The sequence below is a fragment of the Paenibacillus woosongensis genome (genome assembly GCF_009725165.1).
Lineage (GTDB): Bacteria > Bacillota > Bacilli > Paenibacillales > Paenibacillaceae > Fontibacillus > Fontibacillus woosongensis.
This window is the reverse complement of the sequence record NZ_WNZW01000002.1, coordinates 111807-136092: the sequence shown is the minus strand read 5'-3', so window position 1 is coordinate 136092 and position 24286 is coordinate 111807. Positions and strand designations below refer to the sequence as shown.

General features: G+C 50.1%; 27 protein-coding genes and 1 riboswitch. Of the genes, 26 read left to right on the top strand and 1 reads right to left on the bottom strand.

Annotated features, from left to right (window positions below):
• The first annotated feature begins 40 nt into the window (after positions 1–40).
• The 10 genes from GNP95_RS07100 (at position 41) to GNP95_RS07055 (ending at position 8822) form a co-directional block, all read left to right on the top strand.
• Positions 41–868 (top strand): purine-nucleoside phosphorylase, encoded by an 828-nt coding sequence (locus GNP95_RS07100; protein ID WP_155610176.1) that lies wholly within the window; start codon positions 41–43, stop codon positions 866–868.
• A 172-nt stretch (positions 869–1040) separates the two neighbouring features.
• The gene (locus tag GNP95_RS07095) at positions 1041–2228 is read left to right on the top strand and encodes a D-alanyl-D-alanine carboxypeptidase family protein (protein ID WP_230873723.1); all 1188 of its coding nucleotides are present in this window, start codon (positions 1041–1043) and stop codon (positions 2226–2228) included.
• Between the two features lie 89 nt (positions 2229–2317).
• A complete protein-coding gene (gene spoIIAA / locus GNP95_RS07090; protein ID WP_213590552.1) occupies positions 2318–2671 on the top strand; it encodes an anti-sigma F factor antagonist in 354 nt (117 codons plus the stop codon).
• Positions 2668–3120, top strand: a complete 453-nt coding sequence (gene spoIIAB / locus GNP95_RS07085; protein ID WP_155610175.1) for an anti-sigma F factor — start codon at positions 2668–2670, stop codon at positions 3118–3120. The genes spoIIAA and spoIIAB overlap by 4 nt, the downstream gene beginning before the upstream one ends.
• An 11-nt stretch (positions 3121–3131) precedes the next feature.
• The gene (sigF, locus tag GNP95_RS07080; RefSeq protein ID WP_155610174.1) at positions 3132–3887 is read left to right on the top strand and encodes an RNA polymerase sporulation sigma factor SigF; all 756 of its coding nucleotides are present in this window, start codon (positions 3132–3134) and stop codon (positions 3885–3887) included.
• A 171-nt stretch (positions 3888–4058) separates the two neighbouring features.
• Positions 4059–4700, top strand: coding sequence for a stage V sporulation protein AA (locus GNP95_RS07075; protein WP_155610173.1), 642 nt, complete (start codon positions 4059–4061; stop codon positions 4698–4700).
• Entirely contained in the window at positions 4697–5122 is a 426-nt protein-coding gene (locus GNP95_RS07070) for a stage V sporulation protein AB (protein ID WP_155610172.1), read from the top strand. Before GNP95_RS07075 ends, GNP95_RS07070 begins: the two co-directional genes overlap by 4 nt.
• A 48-nt stretch (positions 5123–5170) precedes the next feature.
• Positions 5171–6829 (top strand): spore germination protein, encoded by a 1659-nt coding sequence (locus GNP95_RS07065; RefSeq protein ID WP_155610171.1) that lies wholly within the window; start codon positions 5171–5173, stop codon positions 6827–6829.
• Between the two features lie 109 nt (positions 6830–6938).
• On the top strand, positions 6939–8270 hold the full coding sequence (gene lysA, locus GNP95_RS07060) for a diaminopimelate decarboxylase (RefSeq protein WP_155610170.1): 1332 nt from the start codon (positions 6939–6941) through the stop codon (positions 8268–8270).
• Between the two features lie 114 nt (positions 8271–8384).
• Entirely contained in the window at positions 8385–8822 is a 438-nt protein-coding gene (locus tag GNP95_RS07055; RefSeq protein WP_155610169.1) for a peptidylprolyl isomerase, read from the top strand.
• 155 nt (positions 8823–8977) lie between these two features.
• On the opposite strand, the gene tlp is transcribed toward GNP95_RS07055, so the two are convergent.
• Positions 8978–9202: a small acid-soluble spore protein Tlp gene (tlp, locus tag GNP95_RS07050; protein ID WP_330163298.1), complete on the bottom strand. Its 225-nt coding sequence runs from the start codon at positions 9200–9202 to the stop codon at positions 8978–8980.
• 714 nt (positions 9203–9916) lie between these two features.
• Between tlp and GNP95_RS07045 the strand changes: the two genes are divergently transcribed.
• From GNP95_RS07045 to ccsB, 16 genes are all read left to right on the top strand, one after another.
• On the top strand, positions 9917–10198 hold the full coding sequence (locus tag GNP95_RS07045; RefSeq protein WP_155610167.1) for a hypothetical protein: 282 nt from the start codon (positions 9917–9919) through the stop codon (positions 10196–10198).
• A 132-nt stretch (positions 10199–10330) separates the two neighbouring features.
• Positions 10331–10507: riboswitch (FMN riboswitch) on the top strand.
• 321 nt (positions 10508–10828) lie between these two features.
• Positions 10829–11932, top strand: coding sequence for a bifunctional diaminohydroxyphosphoribosylaminopyrimidine deaminase/5-amino-6-(5-phosphoribosylamino)uracil reductase RibD (gene ribD / locus GNP95_RS07040; protein ID WP_155610811.1), 1104 nt, complete (start codon positions 10829–10831; stop codon positions 11930–11932).
• A 36-nt stretch (positions 11933–11968) separates the two neighbouring features.
• Positions 11969–12649 carry a riboflavin synthase gene (gene ribE, locus GNP95_RS07035; protein ID WP_155610166.1) on the top strand — a complete coding sequence of 227 codons (681 nt, stop codon included), beginning with the start codon at positions 11969–11971 and terminating at the stop codon, positions 12647–12649.
• Between the two features lie 45 nt (positions 12650–12694).
• The gene (locus GNP95_RS07030; protein WP_155610165.1) at positions 12695–13933 is read left to right on the top strand and encodes a bifunctional 3,4-dihydroxy-2-butanone-4-phosphate synthase/GTP cyclohydrolase II; all 1239 of its coding nucleotides are present in this window, start codon (positions 12695–12697) and stop codon (positions 13931–13933) included.
• Positions 13934–13963: 30 nt separating this feature from the next.
• The gene (ribH, locus tag GNP95_RS07025) at positions 13964–14431 is read left to right on the top strand and encodes a 6,7-dimethyl-8-ribityllumazine synthase (protein WP_155610164.1); all 468 of its coding nucleotides are present in this window, start codon (positions 13964–13966) and stop codon (positions 14429–14431) included.
• A 105-nt stretch (positions 14432–14536) separates the two neighbouring features.
• Entirely contained in the window at positions 14537–15334 is a 798-nt protein-coding gene (locus GNP95_RS07020) for a segregation and condensation protein A (RefSeq protein ID WP_155610163.1), read from the top strand.
• The gene (scpB, locus tag GNP95_RS07015; RefSeq protein ID WP_155610162.1) at positions 15303–15908 is read left to right on the top strand and encodes an SMC-Scp complex subunit ScpB; all 606 of its coding nucleotides are present in this window, start codon (positions 15303–15305) and stop codon (positions 15906–15908) included. The genes GNP95_RS07020 and scpB overlap by 32 nt, the downstream gene beginning before the upstream one ends.
• Positions 15909–15989: 81 nt before the next feature.
• The gene (locus GNP95_RS07010; protein ID WP_330163297.1) at positions 15990–16700 is read left to right on the top strand and encodes a DUF2953 domain-containing protein; all 711 of its coding nucleotides are present in this window, start codon (positions 15990–15992) and stop codon (positions 16698–16700) included.
• Positions 16701–16809: 109 nt separating this feature from the next.
• A complete protein-coding gene (gene ytfJ, locus GNP95_RS07005) occupies positions 16810–17274 on the top strand; it encodes a GerW family sporulation protein (RefSeq protein ID WP_155610160.1) in 465 nt (154 codons plus the stop codon).
• Between the two features lie 146 nt (positions 17275–17420).
• Complete coding sequence (locus tag GNP95_RS07000) at positions 17421–18581, top strand: D-alanyl-D-alanine carboxypeptidase family protein (RefSeq protein WP_155610159.1); 1161 nt, start codon at positions 17421–17423, stop codon at positions 18579–18581.
• A gap of 31 nt (positions 18582–18612) precedes the next feature.
• On the top strand, positions 18613–19242 hold the full coding sequence (locus GNP95_RS06995; protein WP_155610158.1) for a nucleoside recognition domain-containing protein: 630 nt from the start codon (positions 18613–18615) through the stop codon (positions 19240–19242).
• Between the two features lie 6 nt (positions 19243–19248).
• Positions 19249–19782 carry a spore maturation protein gene (locus GNP95_RS06990; RefSeq protein ID WP_155610157.1) on the top strand — a complete coding sequence of 178 codons (534 nt, stop codon included), beginning with the start codon at positions 19249–19251 and terminating at the stop codon, positions 19780–19782.
• 117 nt (positions 19783–19899) lie between these two features.
• Positions 19900–20643, top strand: coding sequence for a pseudouridine synthase (locus GNP95_RS06985; protein WP_155610156.1), 744 nt, complete (start codon positions 19900–19902; stop codon positions 20641–20643).
• 121 nt (positions 20644–20764) lie between these two features.
• Positions 20765–21295, top strand: coding sequence for a redoxin domain-containing protein (locus GNP95_RS06980; protein WP_155610155.1), 531 nt, complete (start codon positions 20765–20767; stop codon positions 21293–21295).
• A gap of 19 nt (positions 21296–21314) precedes the next feature.
• The gene (gene resB, locus GNP95_RS06975; RefSeq protein ID WP_155610154.1) at positions 21315–22994 is read left to right on the top strand and encodes a cytochrome c biogenesis protein ResB; all 1680 of its coding nucleotides are present in this window, start codon (positions 21315–21317) and stop codon (positions 22992–22994) included.
• Positions 22991–24238 carry a c-type cytochrome biogenesis protein CcsB gene (ccsB, locus tag GNP95_RS06970; protein WP_155610153.1) on the top strand — a complete coding sequence of 416 codons (1248 nt, stop codon included), beginning with the start codon at positions 22991–22993 and terminating at the stop codon, positions 24236–24238. The genes resB and ccsB overlap by 4 nt, the downstream gene beginning before the upstream one ends.
• Positions 24239–24286: the final 48 nt, after the last annotated feature.

Sequence of the window (24286 nt, the reverse complement as noted above, 5' to 3'; positions counted from 1 at the left end):
CGTAATCATAAGATATTTTATACAAAGGAGATTAATGACAATGACAACGATATTAACGCAAGGAATGATTCAGGAAGCGGCGGATTATATTCGTTCCAAATCGAGTGTGACGCCGAAGATCGGCTTGATCCTTGGCTCGGGCCTTGGTGTGCTGGCTGACCATATCGAGGAGGCCGTGAGCATTGCATATAAGGATATTCCTTATTTTCCCCAGTCGACGGTAGAAGGGCATGCTGGCGAGCTGTTGATTGGTACGGTGCAAGGAACCCCTGTCGTGCTGATGAAGGGCCGCTTTCACATGTATGAAGGCTACGGTCCGGAACTGACGGCATTTCCGGTTCGGGTGATGAAGGCGCTTGGGGTGGCAAAACTGCTTGTTACAAACGCAGCAGGCGGAATTAACACATCGTACAAGCCTGGCGATCTGATGCTGATCTCGGATCACATCAACATGACGGGGAGAAACCCGCTCGCAGGTCCGAATGATTCTGAACAGGGCCCTCGTTTTCCCGATATGTCGCAGGCCTACAACCGCAAGCTTCGCGAGATTGCTAAGCAGGTAGCCAAAGAGAAGGAAGTACCGCTGCAGGAGGGCGTCTATGTAGGCCTGCTAGGGCCATCATACGAAACGCCTGCAGAGATTAGAATGTTCCGTACTCTGGGAGCAGATGCCGTGGGCATGTCCACAGTATCGGAAGTTATCGTAGCCAGACATGCTGGCATCGAGGTGTTGGGCATATCCTGTATCAGCAACATGGCTGCTGGCATTCTGGATCAGCCGCTTTCCCATGAGGAAGTGATCGAGACGACGGACCGGGTTCGTGAGAAGTTTCTTAATCTTGTGCTCGGAATTATCCCCAAGTTGTAACATTGAACTCGTAGCAAACTATAATGAATTCATCGGGCGTTCTCAACGATCTTGCCAAGATCGGAGGGGGCGCTGTTTTTTTTGCTCCAGCAGGAATATATTGGCTTCCTTTCGCCGATACTAGGTTAGCAGAATCCAATATTTTGTAAAATATGTTGAAGGGGGACTATTCTTGAGCAAGCGGCTGATAATTTGGAGCATCGCAGTTCTGCTGATTTTTCCGGCCTGGCCGGCGGCCATGTCCGCCAATCACGGCGGGGCGCATGAAGATGGGGATGTTCTATTGGCGGAAAATGCCAATTCCGCCGTGTTAATGGATGCAGATACGGGGACGATCATTTACGAGAAGAAAAGCCATGACAAGCTGCCGCCAGCCAGCATCACGAAAATCATGACCATGCTGCTGACGATGGAGGCGATTGAGAAAGGCACCTTGAAGCTTTCGGATAAAGTGACAACAAGCGAATACGCGGCTTCGATGGGCGGTTCGCAAATATTCCTGGAGGCAGGGGAACAAATGACCGTAGAAGAATTGCTCAAAGGCATTGCGATGGCCTCGGGCAATGACGCTTCCGTGGCGATCGCCGAGAAAATCGCCGGATCGGAAAAAGGCTTTGTCAGGCTAATGAATCAGCGGGCTGCCGAGCTTGGTATGAAGGATACGCAATTTAAGAACTGTAACGGTCTCCCCGTGGAGGGACATTACAGCTCAGCTTATGACATTGCCATCATGAGTCGGGAGCTGCTGAAGCATCCGGAGGTTACGAAATATACGGGGGCGTATCAGGATTACCTGCGGCAGAATACGCAGAAGCCGTTCTGGCTTGTCAATACGAACAAGCTCGTCCGGTTCTACACCGGCGCCGACGGATTGAAGACCGGTTATACGTCGGAGGCCAAATTCTGTTTGGCGGCCACGGCGCAAAGAGATGGCTTGCGGCTGATTGCCGTTGTCTTGGGAGAACCAAACACGAAAACGCGGAACAGTGAGGTGTCCGCCATGTTCGATTACGCCTTCTCCCAATATGCTCTGATGCCGATTTACAAGGCCGGCGAAGTGATCGGGAAAGTGAAGATTCAAAAGGGGCAATCTTCGATGCTGGAGCTGTCCGCAGCCCGCCAATTGAATGTGCTGGTCAACAAGGGGGCTGCGCCTGGCAGCATTACTCATAAGCTTGAGGTACCTGAGAAGCTTGCTGCCCCGATCAAGAAAGGCCAAAATATCGGGAAGCTGATCGTCTATCAGGAGCATAAGGTTATCACCGAGTTCCCATTGAAATCACCAACAGATATTGATAAGGCAGGTTGGTGGACGATGTTCAAGCGCTCTGCCTCGCATCTCTTTTTTGTAGATTCATAGGTTTTTTCTTCTAGTTTTGTCAGTGGGAAGGAATTCTGCTGGGGCTTAGCGAATTGTTGTGTTCATGTCAGGGAGGAGAGTGAACAGACGTGAATTTACATGTGGAAATGGTAAGGCACCGCGAGACGCTGATCGTGCGTTTAAGCGGAGAGCTGGATCACCATACGGCCGACGACGTCCGTATGCGAATGGATGAGGAGATTGCGCGGGGGGATTGCCGCCATCTTGTGCTTAGCTTGAAGTCCTTGGAGTTTATGGACAGCTCGGGTCTAGGCGTCATTCTCGGAAGATACAAGCTGATCAAGCATAAGGGCGGGAAAATGGTGCTGTGTGACGTAAACCGCTCGGTATACCGGCTGTTCGAAATGTCGGGTCTCTTCAAGATCATGAGCATTTTCGAGAATGAGAGCGATGCGCTCTCTGAATTGGAGGTCGCGTTATGAACCAGTCCGCCAGCAATTTTATGTCGCTGCAATTTGCCGCGAGATCGGAGAATGAATCCTTTGCCAGAGTGACGGTCGCCGCATTTGTATCGCAGCTCGATCCCACCATGGATGAAATTACGGATCTGAAGACTGTCGTGTCAGAAGCCGTAACGAACTGCATTATTCACGGATATGACAACGATCCCGAAGGAATCGTAACGATTTCAGCTCAGATTGAAGGGGATACCGTTACTTTAGTGATAGAAGACAAAGGACGGGGAATCGAAGACGTTGAGCTTGCAAAGCAGCCTCTTTATACGTCTAAGCCGGAGCTGGAGCGTTCGGGAATGGGCTTTACGATCATGGAGAATTTCATGGATGAGTTTGATGTTGCCAGCGAAATGGGCGGAGGCACGTCCATTCGGATGAAGAAGAGGATTGTATCCAAGAAAGCTTTATATAATTAGGGGTTGGATCTATGGATGCGGATGTGAAGCAAACCTCAAGAGAGTTTTTGGATGATGCCGAAGTGAAGCGGTTGATTGCTCTGAGCCAATCCGGGGACCATAGTGCACGGGATCGGCTGGTGAACTGCAACATACGGCTCGTCTGGTCGGTAGTGCAGCGGTTTATGAATCGGGGGTATGAGCCCGAGGACCTGTTCCAAATCGGCTGTATCGGCTTGCTGAAATCAGTGGATAAGTTCGACCTCAGTTATGACGTCAAATTTTCCACGTACGCCGTTCCGATGATTATCGGAGAAATCCAGCGGTTTCTGCGCGATGACGGGACGCTTAAGGTCAGCCGCTCGCTGAAGGAGATGGCGAACAAGGTTCGCAAGAAGAAGGATGAGTTATCCAAGGTACTGAATCGCCTGCCTACGGTTAAGGAAGTAGCGGACGAGCTCGGCTTGACGCCGGAGGATGTCGTATTTGCCCAGGAGGCCAACAAACCGCCGACCTCGATTCATGAGACGGTGTTTGAGAACGATGGCGATCCGATCACACTGATGGATCAGATCGCTGATGAGTCCCAGGAGCGATGGTTCGACAAGCTGGCGCTTCACGAGGCGATACATGGCTTGTCCGACCGGGAGCGGCTGATTGTATATTTGCGTTATTACCGCGATCAGACCCAGTCTGAGGTAGCAACCCGGCTAGGGATTTCCCAGGTGCAGGTATCAAGGCTGGAGAAAAAAATCCTGCAGAACATTCGCGACCAAATTGCCCAATGACACAGCAGGGTTAGGTAGCAAGTACAGCAGTTGCACTAAAACGGCTTTCGGTTAAATACCGGAAGCCGTTTTTTATATTCAAAGCGGAGCCAGGTGTTTCGCTGGGTTGCGAGTAAATCAGCCTCCCGCTTGGCATACTATGGACAATTCGTCCTGGAAAGAGGTGTTAGGATGAAACAGGGAACAGCTACGATATATTTGCAGCTGCGTAAGCATGTCAAGCTTCCGCTCGGCCAGGATGTGCGGCTTCGGGACGTTGCGCGTGTTCTAGCTGACCCAAACATTGAGCCGAGACTCCTGGACATTGTCCTTAAGCAGCCGCGGGAGCAGGACGGTAATCTCGTTCTGATCGACATGCTGCAGATTATATCGCGCCTCCAAGAGCGTATTCCGGATATACAAATAGAGTATATGGGCGAGCCTCAGGTATTGGTGGAGATGGTCGGCAAGGAAAGAAGGCCTCTTCTGGTTCTGTTTCTTGCCGTTTGGCTGCTTCTATTCTTCGGTTCGGCGCTGACGATTATGAACTTCCACGCGGATGTCAGCATGCAGGCGGTACAAGTACGGATCGTGGAAATGATTACGGGCGAGCGGGATGAACATCCGCACTTATTCCAGGGAGCCTATTCTCTTGGCATCGGCTTCGGGATGGTGGTGTTCTTCAATCATTTGTTCAAGAAAAAGTGGAATGAAGAGCCTACTCCCCTCGAAGTGGAAATGTATCTATATCAAGAAAACCTCGATCAATTCGTCATTACCGAGGAATACAAGAAGATGCATAAAGCGGCAGGACGGGGGGAGAAGGACCCTTGATTTCACCCTGGTCAGCGGCAGTGCTTGTTTTTCTTGGGTTGGCCGGAGGCATTGCGGTAGGAGGAGGTGTCATTGCTCTTTTTATCGTCCTAGACGTCATTCCGAGACTTGCCCAAGTGACCCGGACGTATGACAAAGTACATTGGTATGAAGGAGCAATGGTCAGCGGAGCTTTCATCGGAACCGTAGCCGATTTCTACCAGTGGCATATGCATGGACCTTGGCTGATCAGCGGCTTTGTCGGCTTGTTGAATGGCATTTTCGTCGGCTTGCTCGCAGCAGCCTTGACCGAGGTGCTTAATGTCCTGCCGATCCTCGCCAAGAGGCTCCGGATGCAGCATTATTTGCTGGGGCTGCTGCTGGCAATGGTATTCGGCAAAGTAGCCGGTTCTTTATTTGAATTTTTTGTTTATACGCCATAGAACAACAAGGTTGAATTGATGCGAGTCAAATGGAAGGAGGTAAAGGATATGACGGATCGGGAGCATAACGAATATTCACAGGAGCAGCCGGATTTTATTCCATATCCGGAGGAACACTCCGCCGAGGAGAAGGACGGTGTTGACAGGGAGAAGGGGCAGGGGGACGTAAACGAAGAGCTGCGGAATCAGAAGGTGGAGAATGAGCGTTCCGATACGATCGAGGAATCGGTTGTTTATTGGCAGAAGAGCGGCAGGATTAGCGAGGATCTAGATACGACGAAAAAAACGCTGGAGGAGGTCGTCGGCCTCGGCAAGAGCTTTGATATTGATTTCCGTGAAATGACCTTCGGGGAAACGCGAACAGGGTTGTTCTTCATCAGCGGCTTTGCGAAGGAGGATATTTTACAGGAAATTCTGAAACGCTTGACATATTTATCGCCCGATAATGTATCTTCCGGGGCGCTGCATGCTTTCTTTAACCTTTATATCCCGCATATCCAGGTAAAAAAAATCAATAAGCTGAGCGATGTCATTACGATGGTGCTCAGCGGAATGAGCGCCTTGTTCATTAATGGGGAGCAGGAAGCGTTAGTGATGGATACCCGGTCGTACCCGGTAAGGAATCCGGAAGAGCCATCGCTCGAACGCGTTGTGAGAGGGGCGAGGGACGGATTTACCGAAACACTGCTCACGAACATTACGCTTGTCCGCCGGCGGCTTCGCGACCCTGGCCTCACCTTTGAATTGCATAAGGTGGGGCGCAGAACGCAAACCGATGTATGCATCGCTTATATCGATGATATCGTTGATAAAACGCAGGTCGATTCCGTACGCGAGAAGATCACATCCATTGATATCGACGGCATTCCGCTAGCGGAAAAACAATTGGAAGAAGCGATTGTGCGCAAGGGCTGGAATCCGTACCCGCTGGTCCGGTATTCGGAGCGGCCGGATGTCGTTGCTTCGCATATTCTAGAAGGGCGGGTTGTGCTCTTTAGCGATACATCGCCCAGCGTCATTATTTTCCCGACGACTTTCTTTGATTTATGCCAGCATGCGGAGGAGAACAGGCAGACGGCATTTATGGGCACCTATTTACGCTGGGTGCGGTTTGCCGGCATCTTTGCTTCGTTGTTTTTGCTTCCATTATGGCTCCTCATGGTGATTCATCCCGAGCTTAAGCCAGCTGCGCTGTCGTTTATTGGCCCGCAGACCCAGGCTAAAATCCCGCTGATCGCCCAGTTTCTTCTGATTGAATTCGGCGTAGATCTGCTTCGGATGGCTGCGGTACATACGCCGACTCCGCTTGCTTCGGCGATGGGTCTGATCGCGGCGATACTCATTGGAGATATTGCTGTGAAAACAGGTTTGTTCGTCAACGAGGTCGTGCTGTATATGGCTGTTGCGGCCATTGGAATGTTTGCCACGCCGAGCTATGAGCTGGGGCTTGCCAACCGGGCGATTCGTCTGGGTTTACTTATCGCTGTTGCGATTTTCGGCGGTCCGGGGTTTGTCGTCGGCGTGACGGCCTACATTGTTTGGCTGACGCTGCGCCGGTCCTATAATTCCTCCTACCTGTGGCCGTTTATTCCGTTTAATGCAAAGGCAATGGCCGCCATTTTGTTCCGCTTGCCGGTCATGACCTCCAAGCAAAGGCCATCTTTCAACAAGACAAGGGACCGCACTCGCATGCCACGTAATGAGTAGCAGATCAGGTTGTCCGTAAAAAAATACAAATGATATTCACAAAAATCCATTTTTCAGTTCACCTAATGTTTGCTATACTGGTGTAAAAGTTGAAAGTGGAGAGTGCTAAATGTATTTACACGGTACTAGTAAAATTAATGCCAAAGGGCATCTCGAAATCGGCGGCTGCGATACCGTCGAACTGAAGCAGCAGTATGGTACTCCGCTATATATCGTCGATGAAGCACTTGTACGGCAAAGATGCCGCGAATATATGGATGCTTTCAAGCAATCCGGCCTGTCTTTCCAGGTAGCTTATGCAAGCAAGGCTTTCTGCGTGATGGCGATGTGCAGAGTTGTGGAGGAAGAGGGGCTGTCCTTGGACGTCGTTTCGGAAGGGGAGCTGTATACGGCACTGCAAGCCGGGTTCCCGGCGGAACGGATTCACTTCCATGGCAACAACAAAACGTTGGATGAGCTGGAAATGGCCATTAGCGCGGGCATTGGCTGCTTCGTCGTGGACAATTTCACGGAGCTGCATATGCTGCAAGCAATCGCTGCGGAGAAGGGCGTCGCTGTGAACGTGCTCCTGCGCGTGACTCCTGGTGTGGAAGCACATACGCATGAATTCATTTCAACAGGCCAGACCGACTCGAAATTTGGCTTCGATATTGGGAACGGCTCGGCGAAAGAGGCGGTAGAGCTTGCCTCCGGCAGCCTGAATCTGCGTTTGCTTGGCCTGCATTCTCATATCGGTTCGCAGATTTTTGAAGTGGAGGGCTTCGAGCTCGCCGTAGAGCGCGTTGCTCAATTTGCGGCGGACGTCAAGGAGACGCTTGGCGTCGTGTTCCAGGTCATCAATCTGGGTGGAGGATTTGGAATCCGTTACACCGGGGAGGATCAGCCGCTGCATGTATCTCAGTATGTCAAAGCGATCACGGATGCGGTGAAGAAGCACTTCGCGTTAGTTTATGCGCAAATTCCAGAAATTTGGGTAGAGCCGGGCCGCAGCATTATCGGCGATGCCGGTACAACCCTGTATACGATCGGCTCGACGAAGGACATTCCCGGCGTGCGCAAATATGTTGCCGTTGACGGCGGGATGACGGATAACCCGCGTCCAGCGTTGTACGACTCCAAGTACGAGGCCATGCTGGCGAACCGGGGCAATGATGACAATGAAGAGACGGTATCGATTGCCGGCAAATGCTGTGAGAGCGGGGATATGCTCATTTGGGATCTGGAGCTGCCTAAGGCTAACCAGGGAGATCTGCTTGCTGTATCCTGCACAGGAGCGTATAACTACGCTATGGCCAGCAATTATAACCGTATCCGGCGTCCGGCGGTCGTCTTCGTCAAGGATGGGGTTAGCGACGTTGTCGTTAAGCGTGAGACGCTTGAAGATATCATCTCATGCGATCTCATTCCCGAGCGTATTTCCAAGCAGCCTTCGTTTAAATAAGGCTTAATTGTTCCGCCGCCAAAATTGGCGGCGGATTTTTTTGCTCATCGCCCGATTTCATAGTAAACTGTAAGAGGTTTGTCTTACTGAGAATAAAGAAGGAAGTGATCCGATATGAAAAAAGGCAAGATCGTACTGGAAAAAGGCGGAGAGGTAGAAATTCAATTTTTGCCGGAAGAAGCGCCGGGCACTGTAGCAAACTTCGAGAAGCTGGCTAACTCCGGCTTCTATAACGGACTGACGTTCCACCGTGTTATCCCTGGTTTCGTGGCCCAAGGCGGCTGCCCAACTGGAAACGGTACAGGCGGACCTGGCTACACCATCAAATGCGAGACGGCTACGAATACGACGAAGCACGAGCGTGGCGTGCTGTCTATGGCGCATGCGGGCAAAGATACGGGCGGAAGCCAGTTCTTTATCGTTTACGAGCCACAGCCGCATTTAAACGGCGTACACACGGTGTTCGGAAAAGTGACCTCCGGTATGGAGCTTGTGGACGAAATCCGTCCTGGCGACAAAATGAAGGAAGTTACCGTTTGGGACGAAGCGTAATTAAACGAAGATGTAGAAGGATGGCATCGATCGGGAGATCGGTGTCATTTTTTATTGCGGATGAACATAGTTGAAATAGCCAATAGGAAAGAGAGAACACAGGATAGGATGATCCTGGTTCTCTCTGAAGTTAAGAGTTAACAGGCAGGCTTGGATTACTTCTGAGCATCGGCGGCTTCGTCCTTAACCTCTTCCCGGAAGCCTTCGATACTGTGCAAACGACGTTCATTTTTAGCCTCGATCTGTGCCTTCTCTTCGCCGCTGATTTCGTCGGCATGCTCGCTTAAATAATCCTGTCCTTCACGGAAATTTTCAATGGTATCCTGGATGGCATCCTGTAATTTCTCCACGTTATCGGAACGATCGTCCGGCTTGGCCACTATAATTACCTCCTTGTCAGCATGTTGTCTGTAATTTTCCCGCTGATGAATGCTTTTATGCAACCGGGGCTGCTTGGTTCATTTCTCTGCAAATACTCCATGTCATAAAAGTTTTTTTACTCATCTGCAGTTATGTTCGATTTCGCGGTCGTAATAAAGGTCTTTCCAGCTAAACCGTGAATGTCCTCGTTTCATCTACTCACCTCACTGACCCTTTTTATTTGTTACCGAAATGGTATTGTTACATAGTTGCCACACGACAAATTTTAAGATTCCTTCTTGCCAGAAAAGTACGCCGGGAAGCAGAAAAGTTATTAGTTTCATTAGATATAAACAAGATTTTCTGTTGTTTCATATTGTTTTCTCAGCTCCATCATGTTTTAATGTTAAGTAATCCCTTGTTACCAATAAGGTAATACTGGCATGAAATTTACGAATAGGCAAACTAACATTCCTGTCATTCCTTAAATTTACTAAAAATTAATTCATTAGTATTTTTTTCTTTATGTTTGTGGTGCTAAATTTGCATACCTATTGAAAATAATAGCTTGAATTTGAGTATTGCTAGAGATATTCTGTTCATCAAACAGATTGATACCTAGTACCTACTACTAACGAATTAATGCAACCGTTTAGTTTGACAGTATTTTGCGCAAACGTAACCGGTCCAAAATAAATAAAGTAAAAATTTATTGAAGTGGGGGGAGGACTCTTATGTATAGCTGTATCCATTGCGGTAGCGTCTACTTGAGAAAAACGGATGCGGATAAATGCGTTGATCAAGAGGTTGAGACGCCGCTTATTGAAGTGGGGAAACTACTAATAGATCACTCATATGACAGGGAAACAGTCATCCGGTGCTTCAGTATCAAGAAAGCGGGGCATGAAATTTCCTATCAATTTGAGTGGCTTGAACCAGAAGGAAACGAGTGGAAATACGTATTTACTGTAAACAGCAATCGCTGCTTGAAGGATCATTTTTCAGAGCAAATATAATTGCAATTCAGATGAAGAATAGGGTTGTGCAAGGTGTCCATGCAGATTAGCGCCTTGCTTTTTATTTTTTTTGGTGGTAACATCTTTACGAAGCCATTAATCAACACATTTAAGACAATAAAATATTTCCAACGTTAACTTCGGGGCAGGGTGAAATTCCCTACCGACGGTGATGACTGCTTGCAGACTCGATAGAGTGAGTTCGAAGCTAGTACAAGTCCGTGACCCGCTTGCGCTACATAAGAAGCATGCGGCTGAGCCGGTGAGATTCCGGGACCGACAGTATAGTCTGGATGGGAGAAGGAGACGCAGGATATATGACGTATCGACTACGAGTATATCTAATACAATCAAAGCATATTCTTTAAGTTCCAATTTTCACAATGACGTGTTCATTCATGTTAGAATCATGTCATGTTGGAAACCGGGATACTTGAAGAGTTGGTTGAGCGACGGCGGCTTGGGCAGCTTCTTGATGGTTGTGCCCCTATATTCCGTTATGTTTTCGCATACCCAACTTTGTGTGCTTTCATTTTGCGTACATTTGCTCTCATGCCCCATCGGATTCCGGTGGGGCTTTATTTGTTTGCTGCCGATGTTGCTTGAAGCAGGGTGGAGGTGAAACATACTTTGGAGATCATTAATGACGAGTACTATATGAGACTAGCTCTGGACATGGCGGGCCGGTCTCAGGGACAAACCGGCATCAACCCGGTGGTTGGGTCCGTTATTGTAAAGGATGGAGCTGTCATCGGTCTTGGCAGTCACTTGAGGCGGGGAACTCCGCATGCGGAAGTTCATGCGCTGAATATGGCCGGCGAGGCGGCAAAAGGCAGCACGGTTTACGTAACGCTGGAGCCGTGCAGCCATCACGGGGCAACGCCTCCATGCAGCGAAGGCCTGGTCAAGGCCGGGGTAAGCCGCGTAGTTGTTGCTTGCGAAGACCCAAATCCACAAGTGGCCGGTAAAGGTATAGAGCTGCTGAGGCGAAACGGAATCGAGGTGGAGGTCGGTGTCCTGCGGGATGAGGCGATCAAGCTAAACCGGAAATTCATCAAATTCATTACGACCGGGATGCCATATGTCACGATCAAAACCGCTAGTACGCTGGACGGGAAAATCGCTTCTAAAAGCGGTGACAGCAAGTGGATTTCAAATGACGCGTCACGGGAGCGCGTACACACGATGCGCCATCGCCATCACGGGATTATGGTCGGTGTGGATACGGTAATCGCCGATGATCCCTCTTTAACGACGAGGCTGTCGGTACCTGGCATTTCGCCGGCGAGAATCATTGTCGACTCGACTCTTCGTATACCTGATGAAGCCAAGGTGCTCAGCGATAACGCCGTACCGACGATTGTGCTGACGACGGAGAAGTCTCCTGAAACCAGGCGGGCACAGTTAACCGAGCGGGGAATCCAGGTCATCGTTAGCGGCAAAGGGCCACAGGTCGATCTTCAATCTGGATTGCACAGGCTAGGCGAACTAGGCATTTCTTCGCTGCTTGTCGAAGGGGGAGGACGCCTTAACGGATCACTGCTTAATGGCAGGCTGGTTGATGAAGTGGTTTTATTCATGGCGCCGAAAATCATCGGCGGTCTGAATGCACCAGGCACCTTTGTGTTTGACGGCTTCGAACTGATGAAGGATGCGGTCGTCTTAAACGATATAACCGTGGAGCAGATTGGTGATAATGTTTGCATTTCGGGATATCCCGTTTGGAACGCATAAAGAAATTTCAGGAGTTAATGGAAGGAGGTGGCTGCGTTGTTTACCGGGCTAGTAGAGGAAGTAGGCGCCATCAAATCGGTTCAAAGCAAGGGTGAGGCCATGGTCATCAGCATATCTGCAAACACGGTGACCCAAGGGATGAAGCTTGGGGATAGTGTCGCTGTTAACGGGGTGTGCCTGACGGCCACACATTTTGACCGTTCATCCTTTTCGGTAGACGTTATGCCGCAAACGTACCGCCATACGAACCTGAGCCAGCTCAGATCGGGCAGCAAAGTAAATCTGGAACGAGCCATGGCTGCAGACGGCCGTTTTGGCGGACATATCGTTCAGGGGCACGTAGACGGAGTGGGAACGATCACGGGAGTGAAGCAGGATCAGAATGCGGTCGTCTTCGAAATTTCCCCTGCGAAGAAATCCCTGTTTAAATACATTATTCCCAAAGGCTCCATTACGGTCGATGGAATAAGCCTTACAGTCGTCCGCGCGGAAAGGTCTATCTTTAGCGTATCGATCATTCCCCATACTTTGGCGGAAACCGTTTTGGCGCATAAACGCCAAGGGGATACCGTTAATCTGGAATGCGATATCCTTGGTAAATATGTTGAGCATCTGCTCGCGTTCGGTAAAGGGAATAACGAGGATGAGCCGTCCGAGACCGAAGACTCCTCAATAGGCATCGATATGCCGTTTCTGATGAAGAACGGGTTCGCATAAGTCATATTGCTTCAATTAATCGTGCAGCTATAGGGAGGGACTATTATGAGTGATATTCAATTGGACCGGGTGGAGGAAGCCATTTACGAGCTCATGCGCGGCAAAGTCATTATCGTTGTCGATGACGAGGACCGCGAGAATGAAGGGGATTTCGTGGCTCTCGCCGAGAAGGCGACGCCGGAGGTCATCAACTTCATGATTACCGAAGGGCGCGGGCTCGTCTGCCTGCCGATTACTCCGGAGCGGGCGGAAGAGCTTGATCTAAAACCGATGGTCGCGCAAAATACGGACTATCATGGTACGGCGTTTACCGTATCGATCGACCATGTCGACACAACAACCGGCATATCGGCCTATGAACGTTCGCTTACGGTGAAGGCGATCATGGATCCCAGCGCGAAGCCTTCCGACTTCCGCAGACCAGGGCATATGTTTCCGTTGATCGCGAAGAAGGGCGGTGTTCTGCGGCGTGCAGGGCATACAGAAGCGGCGGTCGATTTAGCGCGCATGTGCGGTTCATATCCAGCCGGCGTCATTTGCGAAGTGATTAAGGAAGACGGAACGATGGCGCGCTTACCGGATCTAGTGCAGATTGCCAAGCAGTTCGACTTGAAGCTGATCAGCGTCAAGGATTTGATCCATTACCGCAACGAGAAAGAGAAGCTCGTTACTCGCGAGGTAGAGGTACGCATGCCGACTGACTACGGTGAGTTCCGCGCGATCGCGTATACGAACGATGTAGACGCTAAGGAGCATGTCGCTCTCGTCAAAGGGGAAATCAACAGCGAGGAGCCCGTGCTGGTGCGGGTGCATTCCGAGTGTCTGACCGGGGACGTGTTCCATTCCCACCGCTGCGATTGCGGGCCGCAATTCGAGGCAGCACTAAGGCAAATCGAAGAGGAAGGCAGCGGTGTTCTGCTATACATGCGCCAGGAAGGACGGGGCATCGGGCTGGTCAACAAGCTCAAGGCTTACAAGCTTCAGGAGCAGGGACTGGATACGGTTGATGCCAACCTGAAGCTCGGCTTCCCGGCTGATCTGCGGGATTACGGCATCGGTGCGCAAATTCTGAAAGATCTTGGCGTCCGCCAGATCCGGCTGCTAACCAACAATCCTCGTAAAATTACCGGACTTGAAGGCTACGGTCTGCAAGTCGTGGAACGTGTCCCTATCCAAATGAAGGAAAATGAGGACAACAGCAATTATTTGCATACAAAGCAGAAAAAACTGGGGCATTTGCTTCATTTTGACGTCATCGAGCAGAACGAAACATCGGGCAATTAGACCATCATATAAAATTGGAGGAATTGATTTATGACACAAGTATTTGAAGGGCATCTCGTCTCGGAAGGTTTGAAATATGGCATCGTTGTTGGCCGCTTTAACGAATTTATAACAAGCAAGCTGCTCGGCGGTGCGCTGGACGCATTGAAGCGTCATGGTGTGAAAGATGAGGAGGTAAACGTAGCCTGGGTTCCCGGAGCATTCGAGATTCCGTTTGCCGCACAAAAGATGGCCGAAAGCGGAAAATACGATGCCGTCATTACGCTGGGTACGGTCATTCGTGGATCAACGTCTCATTATGATTATGTATGCAACGAAGTTGCTAAGGGCGTAGCCGCGATCGGATTGAAAACAGGCGTTCCGACAATCTTCGGTGTAGTGACTACAGAGAATATCGAGCAGGCTATCGAGCGCGCAGGTACGAAGGCAGGCAACAAAGGCTGGGATGCGGCAATGGCTGCAATCGAAATGGCCAACTTGACGAATTTGCTAAAATAGTGCTTATTTAATGTAGTACCCTAAATTAGGGTACTGCATTTTTTATTCACTTTGCGTTCATAAGGAAAGCCTTTTGAACTGCCTCTAACGGGTGGAGGATGTCCATTGACGACAGTAACTTATAAATTGGATACCTTTGAGGGTCCGCTGGACCTGCTGCTTCATCTTATCGATAAGGCAGAGGTCGATATATATCAAATATCAGTCAGTGAAATTACCGATCAATATCTGGAATACCTGGATAACATGCAGGAGCTCGAGCTGGAAATCACAAGCGAGTTTCTGGTCATGGCAGCTACCCTGCTATCAATCAAGAGCAAGCAGCTGCTTCCTAAGCCGCCTGTGATCGAATTAGATGACGATTTCGATTATTTGATGGAGGATGATGAGGATCCGCGGGACGAGCTGATCCGCAAACTGATCGAATACCGCAAATACAAGGGGATTGCCGAGCATTTGCACGAGCGGGAATGGGAGCGAAGCCTGATCTTTACGAAGGAGGCCGAGGATTTATCGTCCTTCATGCCAGAAGTGCATGACAATCCCGTTAAAGGGCTGCATGCTGCCGACTTGATCGCTTCGTTTCAGAAGGCGCTGCGCCGTGCCGTGAAGCGCAGCTCGGTCGCTCGAATTCACCGGGACGAAATCTCGGTCAAGGATCGGATCCGCGACGTAATCGCTGCGCTGGAGAGTACGGGCAGAGGCGGAAGGCTGCTGTTTTCCAAGCTGCTGCATCCAGAGATGTACCGTCATGAAATCGTGGTCACCTTTCTGGCGATATTGGAGCTGATGAAGATGAAGCAGATCGTATGTTACCAAAACAAACTTTTTGATGACATTGTGATGGAGTGGAGAGGGGAAGTAAAGGCAAATGAATTATCGGGACTTGAAATCGATTATTGAAGGATTGCTGTTCCTGGCCGGAGAGGAGGGCCTCAGCGTAAAGCAGATTGCCGAAGTCACCGAGCAGCGCCAGGACATCATCACCGATGCTTTATTGGATATGAAGTCATCCTTTGAGCGGGAGGGGAGGGGACTGCAAATCGTCCAGCTCGCGGGTAATTATCAGCTGGCTACGCTCCCGGAGCATGCAGCCTATTTCGAAAAGCTGGCTTATTCGCCGACCCGCTCGTCCTTGTCCCAGGCGGCGTTGGAGACTTTATCCATCATTGCGTACCGCCAGCCGATAACCCGGATCGAGGTGGAGGAAATTCGCGGAGTTAAGTCGGAACGGGCTATTCATACGCTGGTGAACAAGGACTTGATTCAGGAGGTCGGGCGTGCCGAGGCCATCGGACGGCCAATTTTGTACGGAACGACGGCTGCCTTTTTGGATTACTTTGGCCTTGGCAGCCTGCAGGATTTGCCCGACCTGAACGAATTTGAGAGTGCGGAGAATTTGGAGGAAGAGACCCAGCTCCTATTCCAGAGGCTGGAAGAGCAGCAGCTTACGTTCGATGACGTTAATGAGGAGTAGCACAGTTCCAGCACATGATTTCCTTTTTACGGAGCCATACTATTTTAAGATCGTCATTTGAATGGTATGGAGGGCTTTCCTGTGTGGATTTGGCTCGGAGTCATCCTGATCCTTTTGCTCGCATGCATTGCTTTGGTCCTCATTTTATTATCTCCGATCAAGTTTCGCTTGGTTGCCCGCAAAGTAAACTGGAACGAGACCGTTCGTATAGAAGTAGTTACGCTTTATGGGATAACTCGGCTTCGCTATGAAATTCCGTACATCATCTTCAAAAATATGAAGGACGGCTTCAAGGTGGAGCAGAAACATACAAGCAATCTTGAAAAGGGAGAAGCGGATAGCAGTGCGCAGGATATCAATAAAGATAAAGTTCGTTTTTGGGCAGATCAATTTTATGATTTGCTGCGGGCGACAAGAGGGCTAAAGCAATGGATGGCAAGCACGCTAAGGTATGTTACTTTTGACAAGCTGGACTGGTCCACGAATGTTGCTATGTCTAATGCGGCTCATACCGCAACTTTATCGGGAGTGTTATGGGGCTTGAAAACGACGTTAATCGGGTGGTTATCCTGCTACATACGCTTAAAGCAAACACCGAGGCTCTTCGTTGTGCCCGTCTTTAATCAGCCGCCGCAATTTGTCACCGAATTTGAATGCAGCGGCAAAATTCGTTTAGGGCGTGCGCTATACGCCGGATTCGTACTTATTGTTCGTGTGCTAAAGGTAAAAGGCGGATTCAAAAAATGGCTGAGCCTCACCGTCAAAGGAAATCAAGGGAGTTCGCGGTCTTAGGGACCTGCGGGCTCCTTTTGATTTTGTCACGCATATTAAGGCCATGTGCTGTGCAAACTGTAGAAGTGAAGGTAGTTCTTATTACTTAGGCTGAAGAGGAGGATTAATTATGTCAGATCATCCGATCCAAGGGCTGATGCAAACGGCCATGGAAAATATCAAAGATATGGTGGATGTAAACACAATTGTCGGCGAGCCCGTGGAAACGCCGGACGGCAGCGTTATATTGCCGATTAGCCGCGTTGGCTTCGGCTTTGCTGCCGGCGGGAGCGACTATAATACAGATGAGATCCATGAGGCGGCTGCGCACGATAAACAACTGCCTTTTGGCGGCGGCAGCGGCGGAGGCGTATCGATTAATCCGATCGCTTTTCTCGTTGTCAGTAAGCAGGGCGTAAACATCGTTCCGCTGGATAATCAAACCCATCTGTTTGAGAAAATGATCGATGCCGTTCCATATGTAATGGATAAAATTCAATCGATGTTTCCGAACAATGGTACGGGTACAACTCAGTCAGCCTCGATTCAGGGGATCCCCGTTCCCGACAATAATACAGGAAATACGTACAGCTAAACAGGCTTGCCAGCCGAAGAGGCTGATCGATCCTTTCCGCCGATTTTCGGGAGGGGTCTTTTTTTGCCGGGATGGTGGACATACTCCCCTCTTGTCCCGCATATAGTGTACAAGTATTAGCGCTAGAATACCGGAGGAGTCGCATAATGACAATACGCTCGATATTTCGTTACAGCATGGTGGCCGTCATGGCTGTTTCGTTACTCATCCCCGTAAACGCAGCAGCAGAAAATAAAGCGCCACGTCCGCCGGGAACTCATGCACAGGCGGCATCCCTGATCGACGTGAAGTCGGGACGCATTCTTTACAGCCACAAAGGCGACGTGGAAATGCCAGTGGCCAGCTTGACCAAGATCATGACAGCCATCATTGCGATCGAACACGGCAAATTGGATGATGTGGTTACTGTCACTAATAATGCCTATCGCAAGGAAGGCTCATCCATCTATCTGGAGCTTGGAGAAGAGATGACGCTGGAAAATTTGCTCTATGGCCTGATGCTTCGCTCAGGGAATGATGCGGCGACAGCGATCGCCGAGCATGTCGGCGGGTCGGAGGAGGGCTTCGTCCATTTAATGAACGAAAAGGTGAAAATGCTAGGGCTCAAGCATACCCAATTCCAGAATCCGCATGGCCTAGATGCGAAGGGTCATTATTCCTCGGCCAATGATTTGGCCGTCATAACCGCTTACAGCCTGCAGAATCCTGTGTTTAAGGAAATCGTTAAAACGCGAAGCAAGCGAGCCCCCAACCCGAATAATCCCTGGGATTACAAATGGGATAATAAAAATAAAATGCTGCGATTCTACGAGGGGGCAGACGGAGTTAAGACAGGCTACACCAAAACCGCCCGCCGCTGCCTTGTCAGCTCCGCAAGCCGGGCAGGCCAGCAGCTGGCTGTCGTTACACTTAATGATGGAGACGACTGGAACGATCACCAGAAACTGCTCGATTATGGTTTTTTCAATTATCCGCTAAAGAAAATCATTGAGGCGGGACAGCCTGTTGAGAACGGCCTAGTAACGGGTACCGGGTTCAGTTATGCCCTTGCCAGCGGCGAACTGGAACGTGTTGAGCGCAGGCTGTTTCTCCAGAACGCGCGGGCCAAAGACTTCGGATACAGCGGAAAAATAAAAATCTCGCTGGATGGCCATGAAATCGGTCAGGTTCCTGTTTATGAGCAGGGCAGCTTCATACCCTCGCCAGACCCGGCGGGGGGAAACCTGACATCCAAGGCGGTGTTTGCTGGCCGAGGCTGGGGAAATTCGTTTGCGGCAGTGATCAAATTACTGCTGCTCGTAGATTAGCAATTTACCCTGTAGGAGAGGGGATGAAATAATGGTTAATAAAATCTGGCTAGGACTTATCATCATCGGCTTTGTTTTTGCGGCGGTTAAAGGGGATATCAATCTCGTCACCCAGGCGGCATTTGAGGGAGCTGCAACAGGTGTCACGGTTTGCTTTGGATTGATCAGTGTGCTCGTATTCTGGATGGGAATGATGCGGATGGCAGAGGACGCAGGACTCGTCAAAGCCATTTCCAAGCTGCTTGGGCCGGTCGTTACATATTTGTTTCCGGACGTTCCAAAGAACCATCCTGCGATGGGATATATTCTTTCGAATATGAGCGCGAACCTTCTTGGGCTGGGAAATGCTGCGACGCCGATGGGCATTAAAGCGATGCAGGAGCTGCAGGAGCTCAACCCGGACAAGGAGACGGCATCCGCAGCGATGTGTACGCTCCTCGCCCTGAATACCGCGAGCATTACTTTGATCCCAACGACTTTGATTGCCATCCGGCTCAATTTCGGCTCCGCCAACGCGGCGGATATCGTCGGCTCGACCTTGCTGGCGACGGCCATAGCGACCGCGGCGGCGATTGCAGCAGACCGCTGGTATCGGCACCGCACTTTCCGCCGCACGCCGAATCCGCCTGCACCGGCTTCCGCAATAACGATGAAGAGGTGATCGTCCTTGCTGGATTGGATTAATATTATTTCGGCCTGGGCCGTTCCTATGATGATTGCATTTATTCCGTTATATGCATTTATGAAGAAGGTTCCAGTGTATGAATCGTTTGTGGACGGAGCAAAGGATGGCTTCTCCACAGCAATTGGGATTATCCCCCACTTGGTAGGGATGATGGTGGCTATTAGCGTCTTTCGCGCATCTGGCGCGCTGGAGTTTTTTACAGGCTGGATGGGCCCGCTCCTTAAATTGCTGCATGTGCCGCCCGAAGTAATGCCTTTAGGAATACTCCGCCCTTTGACGGGAACCGGCTCCCTGGCCTTCACCACCGACCTGATCAAGACGTACGGGCCAGATTCAATGATCGGCCGGATCGCCTCCACGGTACAGGGAAGCACCGACACGACGTTATATGTGCTGACCGTATACTTTGGGGCCATCGGCATCCGCAACGGACGCTATGCCTTAAAGGTCGGGCTCTTCTCGGATGCCGTAGGATTTGTGGCCGCAATTGCGGTATGCTTGCTGATATTCGGTTGACAAGCCGTTTCGACTGTTGAACAACAGCTCGGACGGCTCTTTATTTTTGCCGGATAACCCGTGCTATTGTGATTTTTCTTTCATATAGGTATCATGTTTATGAGGTGACTAGAGATAATGGAAAGATTACAGAAAATATTGGCCGCTGCCGGTGTGGCATCGCGCCGCAAATGCGAGGAATTGATTACGAGCGGCCAGGTGCAGGTGAACGGCGAAACGGTTACAGCGCTTGGAACGAAGGCTGACCCGGCTGTGGATGTCATTACCGTAAACGGAAGAACGATCGGGGCAGAGAAGAAAATCTATATCATGTTCAACAAACCCAAAGGTGTGATCACGAGTGCTTCCGACCCGCAGGGAAGAAAAATCGTCACCGACTATTTGAAAGGCATTACCGAGCGGCTGTATCCTGTAGGCCGTCTGGATTATGATACGGAGGGGCTGCTGCTGCTGACCAACGACGGCGACTTTGCCCATTTGCTGACGCATCCGAAACACCATGTGCCCAAAACCTACCTGGCTACCGTCAAAGGAGTACCGCACGGTACGGAGCTGGATAAGCTGAAGGACGGCGTCATGCTGGAGGATGGAATGACAGCGCCGGCCGAGGTGGAGTACTACGACGTGGATCCCGACGGCAAGCAGGCGGTCATCAGCATTACGATTCACGAGGGCCGCAATCGCCAGGTACGCCGGATGTTCGAGGCGATCCAGCACCCGGTTACGAAGCTGAAGCGAATTTCCTTCGGAGGTCTTTACCTTGATAATTTGAAAAGAGGGCTGTACCGTCATTTACGCAAGGAAGAGGTCGAAGAGCTGTTCAAGCAAGCACGAAGCGCAGGCAAGCCGAGAAAAAGATAGAAGGTCACATAAAGTTCAAATTTAACCTAGCGGCATCTATGACACTTTTCGTTATAATGTTCATAGGATATTCACCTTTTGTCCATATATTATGAGCTTTGTCATAGAAGGAGTGCTGATAATGGGTAAGGCAAGGCGTCCGGTACAAATTATCATATTGACGCTTATCGTCATATTGGGAGGTTATGCGATAGGCACGGCTGTGTTTGGAGGCGAGAAGGGGATTCCTCAAGCTGGCGATAAACCTCCTGCCTTCAATCTACGCGGTTTAGACGGACAGGTACATAATCTGGAGAAATACCAGGGCAAGGCGCTGGTCATTAACTTCTGGGCGACCTGGTGTACGTACTGCGTGAATGAAATGCCGGCCTTGCAGACACAATGGGAGAAATGGAAGGATCAGGACGTCGTTATCCTGGGAATCAATACCGGGGAAGACGATTTGACCGTGGCCAATTTTGTGAAGCAAACCGGAGTCGATTTTCCGATCTTGTTCGATAAGAAGAATGAAATCGTCAGTAAATACGGGGTTGTGCCAATGCCGACTACTTTTTTCGTGAATAAGCGAGGCAAAATTATCTCCATCCATCAGGGCGAGCTGAATTTGAAGACGCTTAACCAACAAATCGCCACGCTCGTTGCATCCAATTGATGAATAGGAGGATCAGACATTGATTAAAAATACGAAATGCGAATGCGGGCATCAGAATCCGGTCGGCACGGTGCTCTGCGAAGCATGCGGCAAACCTCAATACGAGGAAGCGGGCCGCAGCTCCAGTGAATTGCTGGAGATGCGCTACGATGGGGTAGCCCGCCGCTCACAGCGGGCCAATCCCAATTTCATTGATAAAATCTGGAATTTTTTCTCCTCGGTTAAAGTAGCGGTGTACCTGATCAGCATTACATTGGTTGGAGCAATGCTCGGCACCGTATTTACCCAGGAGACCATGTTTGTTAAAAATTTCGATCCTTCCACGTACTATAAACAGAAGTATGGAACCATTGGTGAAATTTACTATATGCTCGGATTATCCGACACATACAATTCCTGGTGGTTCATTCTGCTGCTTGTCATGATTGGCGCATCGCTTGTGATTTGCAGTTTGGACAGGGTATTGCCGCTCTATCGAGCGCTGTCCAAGCAGAAAATCCGCAAGCACATGCAGTTCTTGACCCGGCAAAGGGTGGTCTATCAGGGACCCGTTTCTGGCAGTGGGGAGGAATGGGTGAACCGGGCCATCGCTCCGCTGAAGAAGAAGGGTTACCGGGTTCATACCGACGGCGGGGCTTTGCTGGCGGAGAAGCAGCGTTTCAGCCGCTGGGGTCCGTACGTCATTCACATCGGCCTGATTGTTTTCCTGCTCGCCGTGTTGTTCCGCGGGCTGCCCGGCCTTCATTTGGACGAGCACTATTGGTTTCCCGAAGGAGAAATCACGCAGATTCCCGATACGAACTATTATTTGAAAAATGAGAAATTTACCGTGGAATATTATACCGAGGATGAGATGTCCGATGAATTCAGACAGAAGGGGAAAATCGTTCCAAAGCTGTTCGAGACGAAAGCCGTGCTGTACAAGTGCGTCGCCAGCTGTAACGACCCATTGAACGAACCCGAGCTTGTAGAGGTCGACCGGCACAACATCCGTGTCAACGATCCTCTAAGCTACAAAGGACTTCAAGCCTATCAATTCGACTTCGAGGAGGTTACGATGCTGCGTTCCGTCCAGCCGACACTAGTGGATCAGGAGACGGGGGAAGTCTATGGTAAGTTTATGCTCCGTATGAACGACCCCGAGACGGAATATGACGTAGGACCTTATCATTTGAAGCTAAAAGACAAGTATTTGGATTTCGGCCTGGACGAGAATAATAAACCGATTACGAAATCGGGCGAGCCGAATGCGCCGGCCTTCTTGTTTACGATCACCGGACCGGGTCTGCCCGAAGATGGGGGACAATTCATCTACTTTCCGTACCTTCAGCAGCAGGAGCTTTTCGGTCAGGATAAGCTGAATGAAGCGCTGGGAGGCATTAACCACAAGCTGAGATTCGATATGCTGGCGATGGAGGACGTTGACTTCATTCATTTCACAAGCTTTTTGAACATCCGCATCGACCGCGCTATGCCTTTTGTATGGACCGGACTCGGAATCGTCATGGTGGGGCTCATTATGGGCTTCTACTGGCAGCATCGCAGAATTTGGCTGCGCATCGATGACGGCATCCTGACGTTGGGCGGGCATACGACCAAGAATTGGTTTGGAATGAGGCGCGAAGTGTCGTCATTCCTGGAAACGATGGGAATTGAAGTGGATGAGAAGTCTTTGGATAACGGAGGAAACCGGTCATGAATTTATTGGATATTAGTAAACAGGCATTTGTCATTGCTTTTTTACTTTATTGTGTGGCATTTTGTTTTTATGTGGTGACGATCACGGGAAAAACGTGGAAAAATCGCGATCCGCAGGTACATGAGCGCAAATGGGGAAAAATTTCGTTTATTACTTCCACGCTTGGACTTATCACTCATATGGTGTACGTAGCTACGAGATGGGCTTGGTCAGGACATATCCCGGTCAGCAATATGTATGAATTCATGTCCTTTCTGTCTCTAATGATCATCATGGCATTTACGATATTGTATTTGATTTACCGCAAAGCCTTGCTTGGTTTGTTCGCGACACCGCTAGGGATCGTCGTCATGGCGTATGCGGCGGTGTTTCCGAAGGACGTGCAGCCTTTGATCCCGTCCTTGCGCTCGATCTGGCTGTATATTCACGTCACGCTGGCCGCGGCCGGGGAATCCTTTTTTGCAATCGCTTGTGCCGCAGGCCTGATGTATCTATTGCGTACCGTCGATTTCAAGGGGACCGACAAATCAGCGCGCCGCCAGAAGCTATGGCTTGAATTTACGTTTTATTCTATTATTATAGTAGTGGGATTTATCGTATCGGTTTTTGCTTTCCGTGCCGCCGGGTACGAAGCCGTGTTTACGCCTAAACCTACGGAAACCGAGCAGTCTAGAACAGTTGAAATGGTGTACAACTTGCCGCCGATCGTGGCGCCGCATAACAGCCAATTGGTTAGCGCCGGTTCTTTCCTTGGCATGAGCAAGCCGTGGATGGAGGTTCCGTCCTGGTTCAAAGGAGAGAGCTCAGGCCGCAAAACCAATACACTTGTATGGGCGTTCATTACAGGGACGGTTCTATACGGTTTGTTAAGGCTTATTATCCGCAAGCCGATTAGCGAAGCGGTGTCACCGGCCGTAAAAGGCTTGGACGCTGATCTTCTCGATGAAATCAGTTACCGTTCGATTGCCATCGGATTTCCGGTGTTTACGCTAGGCGCGCTCGTCTTTGCGATGATCTGGGCTCAGCAGGCCTGGGGCAGATTCTGGGGGTGGGACCCTAAAGAAGTATGGGCGCTCATTACCTGGTTATTCTATAGCGTGTATCTCCATCTTCGGTTATCCCGGGGATTCCATGGCCGCAAAGCCTCGTGGCTTGCTGTATTAGGATTTCTGGTTGTCATGTTCACGCTCGTGGGCGTTAATCTGATCATCGCCGGTTTGCATTCTTACGCGGGTACGGACTAATGATATAATGTAACCATTTACTAGTGCTTAAGCGAATGGGAAGATGAT